This window comes from Candidatus Thiodiazotropha sp. CDECU1 (genome assembly GCF_963455295.1).
GTDB lineage: Bacteria > Pseudomonadota > Gammaproteobacteria > Chromatiales > Chromatiaceae > Thiodiazotropha.
In genome coordinates this window covers 2,013,716-2,030,672 of the sequence record NZ_OY734020.1, presented here as the reverse complement: position 1 = coordinate 2,030,672, position 16,957 = coordinate 2,013,716, and the positions used below count along the sequence as shown (strand labels likewise).

13 protein-coding genes are annotated in these 16,957 nt (G+C 52.7%); 2 read left to right on the top strand and 11 right to left on the bottom strand.

Features of this window, described 5'->3' with window-relative positions:
• Positions 1–79: 79 nt before the first annotated feature.
• Positions 80–2,833: a ribonuclease E gene (gene rne / locus R2K28_RS09190; protein ID WP_316369368.1), complete on the top strand. Its 2,754-nt coding sequence runs from the start codon at positions 80–82 to the stop codon at positions 2,831–2,833.
• A 91-nt stretch (positions 2,834–2,924) separates the two neighbouring features.
• Here the strand turns inward: rne and R2K28_RS09185 are convergent, their stop codons facing one another.
• From R2K28_RS09185 to gspD, 11 genes are all read right to left on the bottom strand, one after another.
• Positions 2,925–3,416 (bottom strand): low molecular weight protein-tyrosine-phosphatase, encoded by a 492-nt coding sequence (locus R2K28_RS09185; protein WP_316369366.1) that lies wholly within the window; start codon positions 3,414–3,416, stop codon positions 2,925–2,927.
• A 53-nt stretch (positions 3,417–3,469) separates the two neighbouring features.
• Positions 3,470–4,033, bottom strand: coding sequence for a type II secretion system protein N (locus R2K28_RS09180; protein ID WP_316369364.1), 564 nt, complete (start codon positions 4,031–4,033; stop codon positions 3,470–3,472).
• A complete protein-coding gene (gene gspM / locus R2K28_RS09175) occupies positions 4,030–4,626 on the bottom strand; it encodes a type II secretion system protein GspM (RefSeq protein WP_316369362.1) in 597 nt (198 codons plus the stop codon). The genes R2K28_RS09180 and gspM overlap by 4 nt, the downstream gene beginning before the upstream one ends.
• On the bottom strand, positions 4,627–5,688 hold the full coding sequence (locus R2K28_RS09170) for a PilN domain-containing protein (RefSeq protein WP_316369360.1): 1,062 nt from the start codon (positions 5,686–5,688) through the stop codon (positions 4,627–4,629). It lies immediately after the preceding gene.
• Positions 5,689–5,729: 41 nt separating this feature from the next.
• Complete coding sequence (locus R2K28_RS09165) at positions 5,730–6,605, bottom strand: general secretion pathway protein GspK (RefSeq protein ID WP_316369358.1); 876 nt, start codon at positions 6,603–6,605, stop codon at positions 5,730–5,732.
• 2 nt (positions 6,606–6,607) lie between these two features.
• Complete coding sequence (locus R2K28_RS09160) at positions 6,608–7,327, bottom strand: prepilin-type N-terminal cleavage/methylation domain-containing protein (RefSeq protein ID WP_316369356.1); 720 nt, start codon at positions 7,325–7,327, stop codon at positions 6,608–6,610.
• Positions 7,314–7,712, bottom strand: coding sequence for a type IV pilus modification PilV family protein (locus R2K28_RS09155; RefSeq protein ID WP_116447476.1), 399 nt, complete (start codon positions 7,710–7,712; stop codon positions 7,314–7,316). Before R2K28_RS09155 ends, R2K28_RS09160 begins: the two co-directional genes overlap by 14 nt.
• Positions 7,693–8,181, bottom strand: coding sequence for a GspH/FimT family pseudopilin (locus tag R2K28_RS09150; protein ID WP_316369353.1), 489 nt, complete (start codon positions 8,179–8,181; stop codon positions 7,693–7,695). The genes R2K28_RS09155 and R2K28_RS09150 overlap by 20 nt, the downstream gene beginning before the upstream one ends.
• Positions 8,178–9,398 carry a type II secretion system F family protein gene (locus tag R2K28_RS09145; RefSeq protein WP_316369351.1) on the bottom strand — a complete coding sequence of 407 codons (1,221 nt, stop codon included), beginning with the start codon at positions 9,396–9,398 and terminating at the stop codon, positions 8,178–8,180. The genes R2K28_RS09150 and R2K28_RS09145 overlap by 4 nt, the downstream gene beginning before the upstream one ends.
• A gap of 94 nt (positions 9,399–9,492) precedes the next feature.
• The gene (gene gspE / locus R2K28_RS09140) at positions 9,493–11,238 is read right to left on the bottom strand and encodes a type II secretion system ATPase GspE (RefSeq protein ID WP_316369349.1); all 1,746 of its coding nucleotides are present in this window, start codon (positions 11,236–11,238) and stop codon (positions 9,493–9,495) included.
• A 68-nt stretch (positions 11,239–11,306) separates the two neighbouring features.
• On the bottom strand, positions 11,307–13,535 hold the full coding sequence (gene gspD, locus R2K28_RS09135; protein WP_316369347.1) for a type II secretion system secretin GspD: 2,229 nt from the start codon (positions 13,533–13,535) through the stop codon (positions 11,307–11,309).
• A 507-nt stretch (positions 13,536–14,042) separates the two neighbouring features.
• Here gspD and R2K28_RS09130 point away from each other — a divergent pair.
• Positions 14,043–16,940 (top strand): Calx-beta domain-containing protein, encoded by a 2,898-nt coding sequence (locus tag R2K28_RS09130; protein ID WP_316369345.1) that lies wholly within the window; start codon positions 14,043–14,045, stop codon positions 16,938–16,940.
• The last annotated feature ends 17 nt before the right edge of the window (positions 16,941–16,957 follow it).

Sequence of the window (16,957 nt, the reverse complement as noted above, 5' to 3'; positions counted from 1 at the left end):
TATTGCCTGTTCAATCGATGATGACATCTCCGCGTAGTACCAGGTGAAGACCTTGGATGGCTGTATGGATACATAAATAATGAAGCGTATGTTAATCAACGCAACTCAACCTGAAGAGTTGCGTGTCGCCATCGTTGATGGTCAAAAACTTTTCAATCTGGATATAGAGGTTCCCGGCCGGGAACAGAAAAAGGCCAACATCTATAAAGGCCGCATCACCCGCGTCGAACCCAGCCTGGAAGCCGCGTTTGTCGAATACGGTTCCGAGCGTCACGGTTTTCTTCCCCTCAAAGAGATCGCCAGGACCTACTTCTCGGATAAAGCCAAGGCCTCCTCAGGCAGAGTCAATATCCAAGAGGTGATCAAAGAGGGCCAAGAGGTAATCATCCAGGTCGAGAAGGAGGAGCGCGGCAACAAAGGGGCTGCCCTGACCACATTCATCTCCCTGGCCGGACGCTATCTCGTGCTGATGCCGAACAATCCCCGCGCCGGCGGTGTCTCTCGCAGAATCGAGGGTCAGGATCGGACCGAATTGCGCGAGGCCATGAGCGAGCTGCAGATACCCGATGACATGGGATTGATCGTGCGCACTGCCGGGGTCGGCAAGAACAGCGAGGAACTGCAGTGGGATCTGGACTACCTGATCCAGCTGTGGCAGGCAATTGAACACTCCGCCGAAAAGCCCGCCCCTTTCCTGATCTATCAGGAGAGCAATGTCATCATCCGCTCCATCAGAGACTATCTGCGAGCTGATATCGGCGAGATCGTCATCGATGACGGTGAAGTCTTCAACCAGGCAGAACGTTTCATCAACCAGGTGATGCCCCAATATGGCAAGAAGCTACGCCATTATGATGACGAGGTTCCACTCTTCAGCCGCTATCAGATCGAGAGTCAGATCGAATCCGCATTCCGAAGAGAGGTCAGCCTTCCCTCTGGCGGTGCCATTGTCATCGATCACACCGAGGCCCTGACCTCCATCGATATCAACTCCGCCCGAGCCACTAAGGGTGCGGATATCGAGGAGACCGCCCTGAATACCAACCTGGAAGCGGCGGATGAGATCGCCCGCCAGTTGCGCCTGCGGGACCTGGGGGGACTTTTTGTCATCGATTTCATCGATATGACCCCCTCACGCAACCAGCGTGAGGTTGAGAATCGACTCAAGGAGGCCCTTAAACAGGATCGGGCCCGGGTACAGATCGGCAGAATCTCCCGATTCGGACTGCTGGAGATGTCACGCCAGCGTCTCCGCCCCTCCCTGGGTGAGGCGAGTGAGCAGGTCTGCCCCCGTTGTAAGGGTCACGGCACCATCCGTGGTGTGGAATCACTCTCCCTCTCTGTGTTGCGCATCATCGAAGAAGAGGCGATGAAGGAGAATACCGGCCGTATCGTTGCCCAACTCCCGGTGGACATTGCCACTTTTCTGCTGAATGAGAAACGCCAGGCGATTCATGACATCGAAAGACGCCAGACTATCGAAGTGATGCTGGTACCTAACATTCATCTCGACACCCCAAATTACACCCTTGAGCGGGTACGCGTCAGCGACCTACCCACAGGTGATGATGCCATATCGAGCTACAAGATGGTCAGCGACGAAAGTGAACAGACCAGTGTAGAGTTCGGTAAGGCGAAACAACCGCAAGCTGAAAAACCTGCAGTAAAATCCATCGCGCCGGCGAGTCCTGCCCCACAGAGAAGCGAACCTGTGGCCGAGGTGACGGAGAGTGGCGAGGGCGGCTTTTTGAAGAAGATCTTCGGTATCTTCTCATCAAAGGCAGCCGAACCTGCCACTGAGGAACCGGTCAAAAAGGAGACCAAACCCCGCCAGACAGGTAATCGCAACCAATCGACAGGCGCCGCCAAAGGACGTAAAAGGCCGGCAAGCAGTCGTGGTAAAGGCGGGTCCGGTGACAGCAGGCGCGGTGAACGATCGGAGCGTCGTACCCAAGATGCCGCGACGACCGGCAAACGCAAACCGCAAAAATCATCGAAGAAAACAGCTGAAAAACAGTCGCCTGATAACAAGCCCCAGGACAAGAGCAACGCTCAGGCCGACAAGGGGAACGGAGAAGCACCCAAGCCCAAGGGCTCCCGCCGTGGTCGCCGGGGTGGACGCAGACGCCGTTCCAGTGCCGAGAAAGGCAGTGAACAGGTAGCGGCCAACAGCGCAGCTGAGGTTGATAACTCAGCCGCAAATAGCGCGAAGGGTGATGAACCCAAGGATGAGGTGAAACAAGCGCCGAAGAAGAGCGAGGCCAAACCAGAGAGCAAGCCTCAGACTGATGCCAAGAAGCCGGCCAGCGCCGCCAAAAAGAGATCGGCAGCAAAGGCCAAGCCGAAACGGGAACAAGGGTCGCCGGCTGCCAGCAAGGCAACCGCACCTGAAGCGGTTAAGCAGGAGAAGCAGGAGAAGCAGGGTACTGAATCAGGCCCGAAACTGGTACAGATTGAGACCAAACCGCAACAGAGAAAAAAATCGCCTGCCGATGCGAAACCGAAGGTCTCCCCAGCACCCGCCGCGAGCGATGCCCCTAAACCTTCATCGCCGGCGATGGAAAAAAAACCGGCACCACCCGTTGCTCCTGAGAAAAAACCGGAGCCAGTAAAATTACAGCAGGTAGAGACCGCCAGACCCGCTGCAAGACCTATGACCAAGCAGACTGAAGCAAAACCTGACCCGGCAGCCAGTAAACCGGCCGCGGCTGAGAAGGCCCAGCCAGGCATCCCACCTGCGGCCACGACTCAAGCGGACAGTCCGCAAGCAAAGGCCCCGGTTTCCGAGGCCAAGAGCAGCGAGAAAAGTGTCGATAGCGGCAATGGCGAGTGATTAAAAAAACCTTGCTCCATCTTGATGGAGCAAGGCTCTCCCGGCATTGAATCATGGGCTCTGAGAATTACAGAACTTCCCGCTTGGCCCACTAGGCGAAATGGTGACTCACAATCTGTTCCAAGAGACCACGGGAGGCCTCTTCCACCAGATCGAATACCCGGTCAAAGCCCGCCACACCGCCATAGTAGGGGTCGGGCACTTCACGTATCGGTTGTTGGGGAGCAAAATCGAGAAACAGGTGCAACCGCTCCTCCCTACCGGGGGGGCAGAGTGCCTGCAGGTCGGCATAATTGGCCTTGTCCATGGCGACCACATAGTCAAACTGCTCGAAATCCTCCGCGGTAACGATCCTGGCCCGCAAATCACTTAGATCGAGCCCCCGCTTGAGCGCCGTCTCGCGGGCCCGGCGATCCGGTTTTGAGCCGCTATGATAGTCGATCGTACCCGCTGAGTCGGTGGCAATGAAATCCCCCATACCCTGCTTTTCGACCATGTCCCGAAACACCCCCTGGGCAGTGGGTGAACGGCAGATATTGCCCATGCAAACGAAAAGGATGTGAATCTTTTTATTGTCATTCATAGGGCTAAATATGTTACCAGTAGTTTTGATCTATTGCTGCTTTGTTGATCAGGTCAGCGTTTCGATGGTCTGAATGGAAGCCTTCTCTTCGGTAGCTTGCTCTTATTGACTGCAGGGTCATCCATTTCCAATTTCAGTTCCAGCCGTTCGCCCTTTCTTGTGATGACTGCGCTTTGACTGTCGACAGACTCAACCTTCCAATCATATTTATTCATACCCTGGGAAACACGCAGCAGTTCATTGCTATCCAAATCGCGGATGATGGCAACCTTATGATCCGGCATCATGGCGACACCTTCCAATTTCAGTCGCAGTGGCTTGCGGGGCATACGGCTAACCCTTTTCTGCACCGGTTCGGCTGGCGGCAGTCTGCCTTCGACAAACAACGGCCTGTCATTGATCTCTTCATATGCCTTCAAGGAAATAGGTACAAATCTGATTGTTTCCCCTTTACCATCGCTGGCCTTTGAAGCTTCCGTATTGGCTGCTTGATCAGTCATAAAAGGCGTATCATTAAAAGGCGTACTCCAGCGGTAGTAGATGTATGCACTCATCACACCTATTGCCAACAACAGTAGCAGAGTCATGGTATTGAAACTGTGTTTCCAGTTATTCATATACCGTCACTCTTGATATAACCCACCAGCAGAAATTCCAGATCCAGGCTGCGTATGGCTTTTTGTATATCTTTTGTTTTCGGTAGCCTCCTCCTGGGAAGATGTCTGCTGCGAAGACTGATATTTTCCACAAACAGATAGGGTTTCTGGGTTTCAAGTTGATGCAGTATCTTTGTGAGATTCTCCAGCGTACTCTTCATCCTGACCCGAATTGCAACCCTGTTCAGCATCTCTTCCTGGGATATCTGTACGGTCTGGGTACTGATAATTTCCCCACCACCTGCAGCAGCCACCTGTTTGATTCTTCTCTGTAGCTCTGCATTTGCCAGCGAATCGGTCTTGCTTTGCAGATAGCGCAAATCAGACTGCTGACTCCGTTTGAGTTTACTGAACTCCTGTTGGTACCGAGCATCCTGCTTGGCAATACGCTGGTAGCGCAGAATTTGAAACCGCGCATCTTCAATCTGCGCATTGTACGCCGTATTCATCGTCCATATGGGGTAGATCGCCAAGATCAGCACCGCCATCACCAATAGGATTAAAATAGCGATTGCCGAGATGCGTGATTGCCGGGGTGTCAGAGAGGTGAACATCTAACCCTTACCCTCCCTGTTGCCCGCCAGATCTGCCGATATATGAAACCGTTCCGTATTGTTTTTTTTGCTCCGTGTGACCGGCGATCTGAAAGAGACATTTTGAAACAGCTTTGAGGTCTCGAGAATTGGAATCAGCGAGGCGGATGCCGTCGATTGGCCATGCAGATGAACGGTATTCTCTCTGACTTCGAAATTGCTGACCCAGGTATCGTCAGGTAGTAGCAGGGTCAACTCCAAGAGTATGTCAAGAACCGGCTTGGAGTTGATTTTTTTCTCTTCCAAAAAGCGGGTTTCACCCCTGGCGGATGTCACCTGTTCTCGCAGGGCAGCCACTTGGGTAGCTTTGGACTTGTACTCATCCAGTTCGGTTTCCAGCTGTTTCAGCAAGGTGGATTTTTGCCATAGAGGGAGCATCAGGCTTCCTGTAAACAGCAGCAGCAGGAACAGAAACAGCGTCAGGTTGATCAGTCGATAGCGTTTGTGTGGCTTTTCGCGCTTTTCCGGCGGCAGAAGATTGACCTCGTTTAAATTCGGGTCGATCTCCTCGCAGGGGGAAATGGCGTTGATTCTTACACGATTTTCCTCGAGTTGTTTCAGCGCCAGAGAGATTTTGTCGATCGGGGCAAGTATCAAGGTGATATCGAGGGTACGATTCTGCTTGTCCCGGGTGTTGACAACATAGTCATAGTAGACCTGGTCTACGCTGAACGGGGTCTGCCGATCCATCTCGAATGCAAGCACTTCACGCAGGTTCTCTTCCGTCTCGATAGGCAGTGTCACCTTCTTGAAGAGATACTTTTTATTCTCCAGACATAGCCGGATTTCGCTTGCGGAATTGAGTACCCTTCTATGTTCCGAATCATCGAAGTCAATGACTCGGAGATAGTTCTCAGCCACCTCTGCACCACTTAAACCCTGATTGACAATACGCAGGGTTTCATCCTTGAAAAGTAATTGCGCTGGTTTACCGCCTCGTAAAAGTGTGCGAATCCTCTCCGGCAGAAGCATACTGATCTCACCGCTCCACCAGAACCAGAAGTTTCTTATTTGATATCTCAAGGATTGCGTTGCCATCAGATGATTTTAACGGGTTTCGGTGTTCATAACGAATCATGCCAGGAACGAATGGAATAAGGTGCGTCGTCCTGACTTCTCAGGTCAATATCGACCAGTAATTGTGTCCTTGCACCCTGAGCAGAAACCGCTTCCACCCAAACGCGATAATCAGCACCGGCAGCCTGACCGCCGCTGCCACCTAGCTCGAGATCCGCCAGGTCACTGTCAACGTAATCAAGCACCTCTGATAGTGTTTCATTTGTCTCCAGCCCACCTTTCAGCAGAGATACCAGCACTTCCGGTGCATAGCGCAAATCCACATTTTGCGTATTGGAATAGAGGGTGATATAGGGACGCAATCTCTCAACCCTGTCTGCATTAAATCCCATTACATAGGCAAGTTCGTCGATGCTCACCAAATCACGCCCTGCTGTGCCATAGGGATATCCGGCGCTATGATAATCGGCATCCTCTGCCCCGCTGAGATAGCGTAAAACGTCACTGTCACGCCAATCAATCAATCGATCGGCAAGCGCCTCCCGTTCTTGAATATCATCCTCTATCAAGGCTAATAGCTTGACCAACTGATCTCTTGGCGCCTTATTCAAATCGAGCAGGCCGGATGAGTTGCGAATCGAGATGCTGACTCTACCCTGGTCAGTTTCAATCTGGTAAATCTGGCCATTACTGTTCCAGCGTTGTTGCGGGTCGCTCACCATTAATTCAAGAATCGCGCGATTGACACCGCTCTGCGCCAGCAATCTGGAGTGAAGTGCGTCGATGGCGTTTCCTGTGAGCCTGGTTTCGACTTTGGAATGGGTGGAGAAACTGGCGGCGACGATGGTCAGCAAGGCGACAAGCCATAACACCAAGACGAGTGCAAAACCCTGCTGTCGATGGTACTTCCTGTTCTCTCTCATGACTATTTTCGCTGTACAATCGCCGGGTTGTTTTGTTGGATATGGAAATAGCTCTCCTGGGTTTTCCCCTCATCCCCAGGATAACGCAGGGTCAACCTGATCAGTTCTGGATAACGTACCGATACTGCTTCCCAACTATTGTGCCAGCCAATATTCGACCGCTCCTGTTTACTACCGTAGTATGCAAATTGTATCTCTTCCAACCCTGTCAACAGGACCCTGCGTGCTCCATTTTCTGGAAGAGACAACCCTGTGGCTGTCGGATTCAATGGGCTAAAATAGAGCACCAGACTATACCCCTGTTCAGGTGCACGCTCCTGGACCAAAAGATACTCGAACAAGCCACCCGCATTATGCTGTTGCGGCGCCTTCGATAGGAATTGAAGGAGTTGGGTCTCCCCACTCAAGGCCAATACCCGTTGCTTCTGATCCCGCCAAACCAGAGGCACGAGATGCTGAATCATGGATCTCACCCTTTTTGTTATCAAGTGCTCTTCCAGGATGGCATCGCTATGCTCTGTCAATCTCTCCCAGCCCTTGAGATTGATAAACAGCATGCTCACTGATGTAGTCATGATGACCGCCAATAGCAGCATCGCGACCATAACCTCCAACAGGGTGAAGCCATCACTTCGGTGAACTATTGCAGTCTGCTTCCTACCCCTTGTGGAAGTATCTATGTTCGCCGCTTGTTCAAGGAACATTCGCTCAGGGTTTGTCATCTACAAGCCCTATGCGTGAGAATTTCACCTCTCTTTCACCGCCCGGCGCTTCCCAGGCGATGGAAATTGTCTCCTCCACAGGAAGCAGAGGCACTGCCAGCTGTTTCTCTGCAACCCAGCCAGCATAGGGCTGTCGCAGATATCGCCATCTGAATCGCCCCTGCTCGGTCCCTTGTTCATTTAAAATGCTGTTTCGCTTATCGACAGCCATTTGATCGAGCCGCGACTGGGCAATCTGCACAGCCTTGAGGTAGTCAGTGGTTACCTCGTGATTGCGCAGGGTTGTGGCGTTGATCCTGAGGATCACACTCATGGTCATACTGAGTATGACAAAGGCCACCAGCACCTCGATCAGCGACATCCCGCTAGACTTGCAACGGCTCATTTGCTTTCAACTCTTGCGGATCAACGACTCTGACCCGACTCGTCAGCCAATCCACGCTAATCGCAAATCGCCGTCCACCGTTATCGAGAATCAATAGCCCTCCACTTGAACTGCCGTCCGGGAAGAATTCAAGCACCATAACCGACTCGCCAATTGCCGATGATCGAGAGTTATCCGAGGCAAAATTCAATCCATCAGGCAGATGCCTGACTTCACCACCGTTGACATGATCGCTTTGATAGGCATTGTTTTGCAGATCGAACTGTACCTTCGATGGCACGCCGGTGAGAATTGCGGTTTGCTGGATATAGCGAATCTCCTGGGCCAGATCCCGTGTCGCAGCCTTGAGTTTCAGGGAGGGGAATGCCTTTTGAAACAGCGGTGGTGTCAGGCTGACCAGCAGCGCCAACACCACCAGCGTCAACATCACTTCGATAAGGGTAAAGCCCTTGATAAATGTCTGCCTCATAGTGCTACCAATGAATTCACGCCCAGGATAGCCACCAGAATCGACATCACGACACCCGCGATGATCAGGCCAAGCACCAGTATCATCACCGGTTCCACCAGGCTCAATGCGCGCTTGATCAGGGTTTGTGTCTCCTGATCGAGAATCTCCGCGGTCTGCATCAGCATCGATTCCAACTGTCCGGACTCCTCACCCACCCGAATCATCTGCAAGGCAAAGGGGGGGAACTGGGCATGCTCTGTAAGGGGATCGGCCAGGCGCTGTCCCGATTTCAGGTTGCTCACAACCTGATCCATGCCATCGGCAATCACATGGTTGCTGATGGTATCCTTCACGATTGCCACCGATTTAAGCATCGGCACGCCATTCTCAAGCAAGGTTCCCAGGGTACGGCAGAATCGCGCCGCTTCCACCTGTTGGATGATCGGTCCAATGATCGGTAACAGCAGCAGTCTGGCATGCCATCGCTTGGCGCTCGATCTGCGACTCATCTGCCACTTGAAATAGAAGATCAACAGAATCGTCAGCAAGGCCATCAGCCAACCGTAATCCTGCAGGAATCCGGCAATCCCCATGGTAATGCGGGTCGACATCGGCAGGGCCTGTCCCATATCACTGAACAGTTCACTGAACTGGGGGATCACATAGGTGAGTAGAATCAGAATCGAGGTGATCGCCACAAACAGCAGGATCGCTGGGTAGATCAGCGCCGATATGAGTGAACTGCGTACTTCCTTGGCCCGCTCCAGATGTACTGCCAATCGTGCCAGGACACTCTCCAATGCACCCCCGGACTCCCCTGCCCTTACCATCTGCACGTAGAAGTTATTGAACAGCCCCGCCTCTTTCGCCAAGGCATCGGCAAAGGAGTTGCCGCCCTTCAGACTATCCCGAATACTGGTCAGGTGTTGACTGAACAGGGAATCCGCACCTGCAATGGAGATGAGGATCGATAACGCCCCATCGAGGGGTTGGCCCGACTTCAGCAGGGTTGCCAATTCCCGGGTGAATGATGCGATCTGGTCGATAGAGACCGATTTTCGCTGAAAACTCCTGGGTGTTGTACGCCGGCTCTTTTGTCGATTCTCCTCGATGCGGATCGGTACTTGGCCCTTGAGGTGAATCTGGTTGACCGCATGATCACGGCTGACCGCCTGCAGCTCACCCTCCACCACCTCACCATCCGCACCGACAGCCTTATATTGAAACGAGGCCATGCTTAACCCGCATTCTGTCCGATAAACGTCTTATCATGAAAGGAAGCCACCTGTTTACTAATGTTGGTAGGGTCCGCCTGGTGAGAAGTGCGGGTCAGTTCTCCTGAGTGACTCTCAGCACCTCTTCAAGGGTGGTGATACCCTGCATCACTTTTAACAAACCATCCTCGTACATGGAACGGGCACCCTCGCGTTTTGCGCATTCAGCCAGAGCATTCTTATCCCCGCCCTGCAGAATCAGCGAGCGTAATCCCTCCGACAGCTCGATCATTTCGATAATCGCGCTACGCCCACGATATCCACTGCCACTGCAGTGCTCACAACCTACAGCCTTATAAAGGGTCGCTCCACCCGGGAATGACTCGAAGCGCGCCGCCACCTCCGGTGGAGGATCATAGGGCTGCTTGCAATCGGGACAGAGGTTTCTAACCAGGCGTTGCGCCACCACGGCATTCACCGTTGAGGTCAGCAGGAATGGCTCGATTCCCATATCAATAAACCGGGTGATACTGCCGGCCGCATCATTGGTATGCAGCGAGGAGAGGACCAGGTGTCCGGTAAGCGCCGACTGGACGGCGATCTGCGCGGTCTCCTGATCACGAATCTCACCTATCATGATGATGTCCGGATCCTGGCGCACGATGGACCGCAGGGCAGAGCTGAAGTTGAGGCCGATGTTCGGCTTGACCTGGATCTGATTGACCCCTTCGATGTTGTATTCCACCGGATCCTCCACCGTGAGGATCTTTCGTTCCGGTCGATTGAGATAGTTGAGCGCGGCGTATAGAGAAGTGGTCTTACCACTGCCGGTAGGACCGGTCACCACCACGATACCGTGGGGACGATCGAGTATCTCCAATAGCCGTTGCTCGAGCATGCTGTCAAAACCGAGGCTGGCAAAATCGAGATTCACATGATCCCGCTGGAGTAATCTGAGCACCATGCTCTCGCCATGCAGCGTGGGCACGGTGGAGACACGCATATCCAGGGTGGCGCCGTGCACCCTGACCTTGAAACGCCCATCCTGTGGCAGGCGGCGTTCCGCGATGTTGAGATTGGCCATAATTTTGATGCGTGAGATCAGTGCCGGGGCCAGGTTGACCGCGGTTGATTCGGTTTCGCGCAGCAGACCGTCGACCCGATAGCGTATCTTCAGGCTATTTTCGAAGGGCTCGATATGGATATCCGACGCCTTGGATGAGACCGCCCGCTGGATAATCTGGTTGACCATCTTGATGACCGGCGCTTCACTGGCCAGTTCCTTGAGCTGCTCCACATCATCCAGCAGCAACTGATGTTCCGTACCCCCATCATCATCCCCCCCCTCTTCCTTCATCAGCTCGCTGAACAGGGTCTGGATCACCTCGTCGATCTCGGAGGCGATACCGATCACCAACCTGATCTGCTTGCCGCTGATCAGTTCCAGCGCATCGATGACGTACCGGTCGGTGGGATCGACCATGATCGCCACCAGGTGGTCCTCCTGCTCCTCAAACACCACCAAGCGGTGCTGTTTGAGGAAGTTGGAAGAGATATTCTCGCTGATATGGGCAAGATCGGGATAGGCCTTCTTTTCGATAACCGGTACACCACAGAGCGTGGCCAGGGTTACGGCGAGATCCCGGTCGGAAATCAGGCCCAGCTGTAACAGGATGGTGCCAATTGACTGGTCACTCTGCTGATTCTCTCTCAGGCGAACAGCACGTTCAGCATCAGTGGCGCTGAGTCGACCACCCTCCACCAGGGCGACAGAGAGGGGATATTCCAAATATCTGAGTGTGCCAGCATCATCCTCGGAAGCGGGGTTCTCCCTGGCGATCTGGCTGTTCTCCTGTCTCACACGCGTGACCTCTCAGGTGGCTGGGCTGACCCTCAACACACAGCCAAGGGTCACCAGTTCAAAGTCGATTACTTGCTGGATGCCCGACGCCGTTGAAAGTCATCGTGAAACAGTGCGGCGTCGCGGATCTTTTCTCGCAGTTCCTGAGATATATCGTAGGCCTCTTGTGGGTTGCGTACCACCTTTGGAGTCAATGTCACGATCAACTCGGTACGGCTGACATCCTTGGTGGTGCTGCCAAAGAGGTTACCAACCAGGGGAATATGCATCAAACCTGGGATCCCAGTTTTGCCACCAGAGCTGCTTTCGCGAATCAGGCCGCCCAGGACCACTGTCTGACCATCGTGGACGATGACAGTACTCTCAATGGTGCGCTGGGAAATGGAGACATTGCCACCACCTCCGATAGCCGGGGCGGTACCCGGGGTACTGACCTCCTGGCTGACCTCGAGGGTGACCATCCCACCTTCATTGATACGTGGTGTGACCTGCAATAGGGTGCCGGTATCCCGGAACTGTACCTCTGACACAATCGGGGCATCGGGATCGGTAGTACTCTGGGATGAACGGGTCACGATTGGTATCTGGTCACCCACCCGGAAACTGGCCGTCTGATTGTCGATGACCATAATCTGCGGTGCCGAGAGAAACTTCACCGAGGACTCGGTCTCCAGGATATCGAAGAATACCTTCAGGTCGCTGGCGTTGTTGAAGAGCCCCAGGGAAAATCCATCGCCACCGGATACATCGCCGGGCAGGGTGCCCAATGCGCCTTTATAGGGCCGACCGCTCCCTGTGGAGCCATTGAAGAACCAACGCACCCCGTAACTCAGATTGTCGCTCAACTGCACCTCGGCGATGGTCGCTTCGATAAGCACCTGCTTGGGCGACACATCCAAGCGGTTGATGGTTGCTTTGATCTTCTGATAATCCTTCGGACTGGCCATCACCAGAATAGCGTTGTTATCCGGATCGGCGATGATGGTCGCCGTGGCGTCCGATCCACCTTGGGACGCCGAGCTGGCTATACCGGCAGTGGTGGTGGCTGCCGCGGTAGCGACTGGCTGATCCTTGGTCAGCGCGGCCTGGCTGTCGGCATTGCTGTTTTTCAGATCGATCCCGGTTGTAGTGGGGGAACGGACATTTGAACGCAACAGCGGATCACTGCTGCTCAAACCACCAGACGAGGCCGGGGTTGAAACCTCATTACCGAATATATTCTGCAGGATAGCGGCTATATTCTCCGCCTTGCCATTTTTCAGGTGATAGACATAGAGACGGCGATCGGGTGATTTGTCACTACCCTGATCGAACTGGCTGATCAATCTGCGCACGTCCTTGATATACCTGGGCTGCTGACTGATCACCATCACCGCGTTCAGGCGATCGATAGGGATCAGCTTGATCATCCCGGCCAGGGGTGACGCCTCGCCTTCCCCAACAATATGTTTAAGCTCATCCGTGATGGTCTTGGCATCGGTGGCCTTTAACGGTATCAAGGCAAATGACATACCACTGAGCCAGTCCACATCGAACATTTCGATGGTCTGCAGCAGATTATTGATCTTCTGGAAGGAGCCGGTGAGAATCAGCAGGTTCCGGCCTTTATCGATACGGATCTGTTCCGTGGGAGAGGCGAAGCTCTCCAATACCTTCTTCATTTCGGTGGCCGTGATATATCTCAAGGGCACTATCTGCACCCCCTGGCCCGCCTTCATCCTGGCCTTACCCTGACCGACCGATGGTTTCAGGGCCATGCCCTTCAGATCTGCAGCGGGCAGGATTTTGTAGAGTGCGCCGTTGCGCACCATCACAGCACCGTTCATCTGCAGGATATTCTCAAGAATCGGCAATACCGCATCGGTGCTGACCGGGTAGGTTGTATGGATGGTCACCTGACCCTGAACCTTGTCATCGATCAGATAGTTTTCCCGCAGTATCTCCTCGAAGATGACCTTGACCACTTCACGCAGATCCACGCCTTCAAAATTAAGCGTGATATCGCCACGCGCCGGCTGAGCTGTTTTTTTAGTCGACTGCCCCTGTTTGAGAAACCTGCCACTTCCCTCGCGAACAAAGAACTCAGGCTCCTGCACGGCCTGCTGGGAAAGCACCAACTCCTGTTCATCATCATCGCCGGAAACAGTGACCGGTGGCCTCTCCGTCGGATAGGGAGTTATCACTCTGCTGCCATCGGATGTTTGATCGATTTCGGGTTGCTGGGCGCATGATACCAACAGTAGTGACACTACCATTGGCAAAAGCCGAGTCAGCAGATTGTGTTCTCTCTTGCTCATCTGATTTCCAATAATCCCATATTTATTTCCATATCCTGATCGACAATAGGTAAGGCTGAATATGGCTCATACAATAACAGCAGATTTCCCCGATTAATGAGATTGATGGGACGGTGTATTTATTGATGGGGTGATTCCATACCTTTAGTGGATAAAAACCCTACCACGGGAACTACTGTCTCTATCACCACCAGCCAGGATCGCACCGAAGTGGCGCGAACCACCTGTTAAATGAATAGGATAATCAATCCTAGAGAGACTAGATCAGCGAACAATAACTGCCTTGATAGCTGCCGGATCTTAGCTTCTGGCATGACTGGAGTTTAGGATTCTACTGCCTCGGCCATTCAGTCATGGTAGTAACATACCTCATCAACTGGTAGTAGTAACACGCATTAAAGTATGAGGTGTTAAAGAATATAGTTGATAATCAGATGATTTTACTCAAATTTTATCCATCGTTTCCCCTGCTGGGGAAATAAACGCATCACCAGGCACCAGACAACGATGCTTAAGCGACTTTTTACTGCCGTAATCTGGGCGGGGCTGTTCTATCTGCCCGTGCTCAATGGTGCGGCAGGATTAACTGCGGATGTGGATAAGCTGGCCGCACAAATCAAACACACCTCCACTATACCTGTCATAGTAAAATTTAAAAAAGAATACAATATCAATGACTTTCGCGACATAATTAATAAAAAACATCAATATGAGCCGGCACTTGGCAAGTCACAATCCAGACAAAAAAAGATATTTCGCAAGAGGCTGTTGAACGGCCTCAAAGAACAACTTGCCAAACCCAAAGCGACGCTTGTCAGAAAATTGCACAACCATGGTGTGAAGACACGCCTGAAATCCCTTTGGACCATCAATGCCGTGGCCCTCGAACTGCCTGCCGATCTCGTACCCGAGATCGCCGCAATGGCCGAGGTCGAGGGAATCACAATCGATATGCGATTGAGCATGAACGAGAACCGGGTCGAAGGACTTAGCACCGATCCCCTATGGAATCTCATCAACATCAGGACCGATCAGCTCTGGCAGCAAGGTGTTACTGGTGAAGGTGTCACTGTCGCCATCATGGATTCCGGTGTGGAGCTCAATCACCCCGACCTGATCGGTAAATGGCGCGGCGGTGCGAATAGCTGGTTCGACCCCTATCAGCAACATGAGCAACCCACCGATACAGTGGGCCATGGTACCCAGGCCCTCGGCATCATACTGGGCGGTGATGAGAGCGGCTATCAAATCGGCATGGCACCCGAAGCAAAATGGATTGCCGCAAAGATATTCGATAACGCCAACGAGTCCACACTCAGCGCGATCCATGAATCCTTCCAGTGGATACTCGATCCGGACGGCGACCCGCTCACTGATGACGCCCCCGACCTGGTCAACAATTCATGGGGCTTTTCCACTACCATCAATCAATGTTTCCAGGAGTTCAGCGAGGATATCCAGATACTCCGTGAGGCCGGCATCGGGGTCGTCTTCTCTGCCGGTAACTTCGGTCCTTCCGATGAATCGAGCATCAGCCCGGCCAACGACCCTGGCGCGGTTTCTGTCGGATCGGTGGATCAATCCAATGAAATCGATCTACTCAGCAGCCGCGGCCCCGGGGCCTGTGACGGCGGAGTATTCCCCAAACTGGTTGCCCCTGGCAGCCTGATCTTTACCACAGATCTGCTTCCCAATGCCTATAACATAGTCTCCGGCACCTCATTCTCCGCACCCCATGTGACAGGTGCAATGACACTGCTTAAAAGCGCATTTCCCGATGTATCCCTGTCCCAGATTGAAACAGCACTCTATGACTCTGCAGTCGATCTTGGTGAAACAGGCACAGATGACAATTACGGCTATGGAATGTTGGATGTAGCTGCAGCGTACGCGTTGCTTGAGAATGCCTACGCATCAAATGACAACAGCCGAATCGAATTCAGCGAATCGCTCTATAGCGTGGATGAGGATACCCAAAAACTGATAGTCACTGTGCGACGCTCTGGTGGCAGCAAAGGAGAAGTCAGGGTTGAATACACAACTATCGAGGATGAAGCCAAGCAAGGTCGTGACTACTCCATCAGCAAGGGCACACTGCAATTTCACGAAGGAGAGACACTACGCAGTTTCGAAGTTTCTATTCATGATGATGAAATAGATGAAGAGAACGAATCCTTCTACCTCGCCCTATCGGATGTAGATGGCAACGCCACCCTTGGGGATGAAGCAGAGGCCAAAGTAATTATTCTGGATAATGACGGGGCCGGTGCAATCTCATTCGGTACTGTTGCCTATGCCGTCAACGAATCAAAACAGCAAGCGATCATTGATGTGATACGCACGGAAGGCACTACCGGTGTGGTGGATGTTGAATACCAGCTGCTGGCAAAAAGCGCCGATGCCGGTGTCGACTATATTGCTGATAGCGAAACCATTCGCTTTCGAACGGGAGAAACTCAAAAGCAGATTCACATCGAACTGGTCGATGACAAGCTATATGAAGGCAACGAGACCTTTCAAATACTCCTTACATCAGTCAGTGACGGCGCATCCATTGCTGAACCCGCCTCCACCACAGTCACCATCCTTGATGATGATCCGGACACAGATAGCGTATCCATCTATCTGGATGCAGTCAGTTATGAGGTCAATGAGTCGAGCAGTAAAGTTACATTATCAGTGATTCGATCAGGGGACCTTGAAACCAGTGCATCGGTTAAATATACGACAGTGGACGGGTCTGCAACGAATAAAGCGGACTACCACGCAATAAGCGGCACCCTGACTTTTTCAGCGGGCGTGACACGTCGAACTCTCACTATCGAAATTATAAATGATGGCCTCTATGAACAGGAGAGCAGTTTCACGCTGCAACTCTCTGATGCAAGCGGAAATACCAGCATTACCAATCCATCTGCGGCAATCATCAGGATCATCGATGACGATTCCCTGCCTTTTGTCTCAATCCACACAGCTCCCAGCAGCAGTAGCAACAGTCTGACTTCGGGATTATCGAAATCCGGTGCGGCGCGGAAAAAGAATTCCAAGCTGAACCAACCGGGTAATGAACCAGGCACCGGTTCATCGCTCAAGATATTTGATCTATCTCTCAAGGGTTACAACAGCGGCACCCTTTTAGATCAACTCGGTTTGCACGACCTAAAGCAAGGTTCGAAGAATCAAGCAAGGGACGATGCCATGGAGGAGAATTCGGAAAACCACAAGGGTTCAGAGTGCGGCGCCGCTGACTCTGCAGATGCAGGCCCATGCAGCGTCACCAGTGATGAGACTGAGACTGCTACACCTACAGATTCACAGCAAACACCAATGAAGGCAGAAGATAGCGCTAACAGTGAAGCAATATCCGAAACCGTTCTGTCAGAATCACCTGCAGAACAACCCTGAATCTTCTACATAACAGC

What these genes read in the sequence shown, in the direction of transcription:
- rne (WP_316369368.1), top strand. Translation starts at nt 80, where the DNA reads ATGAAGCGTATGTTAATCAACGCAACTCAACCTGAAGAGTTGCGTGTC.
- R2K28_RS09130 (WP_316369345.1), top strand. Translation starts at nt 14,043, where the DNA reads ATGCTTAAGCGACTTTTTACTGCCGTAATCTGGGCGGGGCTGTTCTAT.
- R2K28_RS09185 (WP_316369366.1), bottom strand. Translation starts at nt 3,416, where the DNA reads ATGAATGACAATAAAAAGATTCACATCCTTTTCGTTTGCATGGGCAAT.
- gspM (WP_316369362.1), bottom strand. Translation starts at nt 4,626, where the DNA reads ATGTTCACCTCTCTGACACCCCGGCAATCACGCATCTCGGCAATCGCT.
- R2K28_RS09150 (WP_316369353.1), bottom strand. Translation starts at nt 8,181, where the DNA reads ATGAGGCAGACATTTATCAAGGGCTTTACCCTTATCGAAGTGATGTTG.
- R2K28_RS09155 (WP_116447476.1), bottom strand. Translation starts at nt 7,712, where the DNA reads ATGAGCCGTTGCAAGTCTAGCGGGATGTCGCTGATCGAGGTGCTGGTG.
- R2K28_RS09180 (WP_316369364.1), bottom strand. Translation starts at nt 4,033, where the DNA reads ATGAATAACTGGAAACACAGTTTCAATACCATGACTCTGCTACTGTTG.
- R2K28_RS09145 (WP_316369351.1), bottom strand. Translation starts at nt 9,398, where the DNA reads ATGGCCTCGTTTCAATATAAGGCTGTCGGTGCGGATGGTGAGGTGGTG.
- R2K28_RS09160 (WP_316369356.1), bottom strand. Translation starts at nt 7,327, where the DNA reads ATGACAAACCCTGAGCGAATGTTCCTTGAACAAGCGGCGAACATAGAT.
- R2K28_RS09165 (WP_316369358.1), bottom strand. Translation starts at nt 6,605, where the DNA reads ATGAGAGAGAACAGGAAGTACCATCGACAGCAGGGTTTTGCACTCGTC.
- gspD (WP_316369347.1), bottom strand. Translation starts at nt 13,535, where the DNA reads ATGAGCAAGAGAGAACACAATCTGCTGACTCGGCTTTTGCCAATGGTA.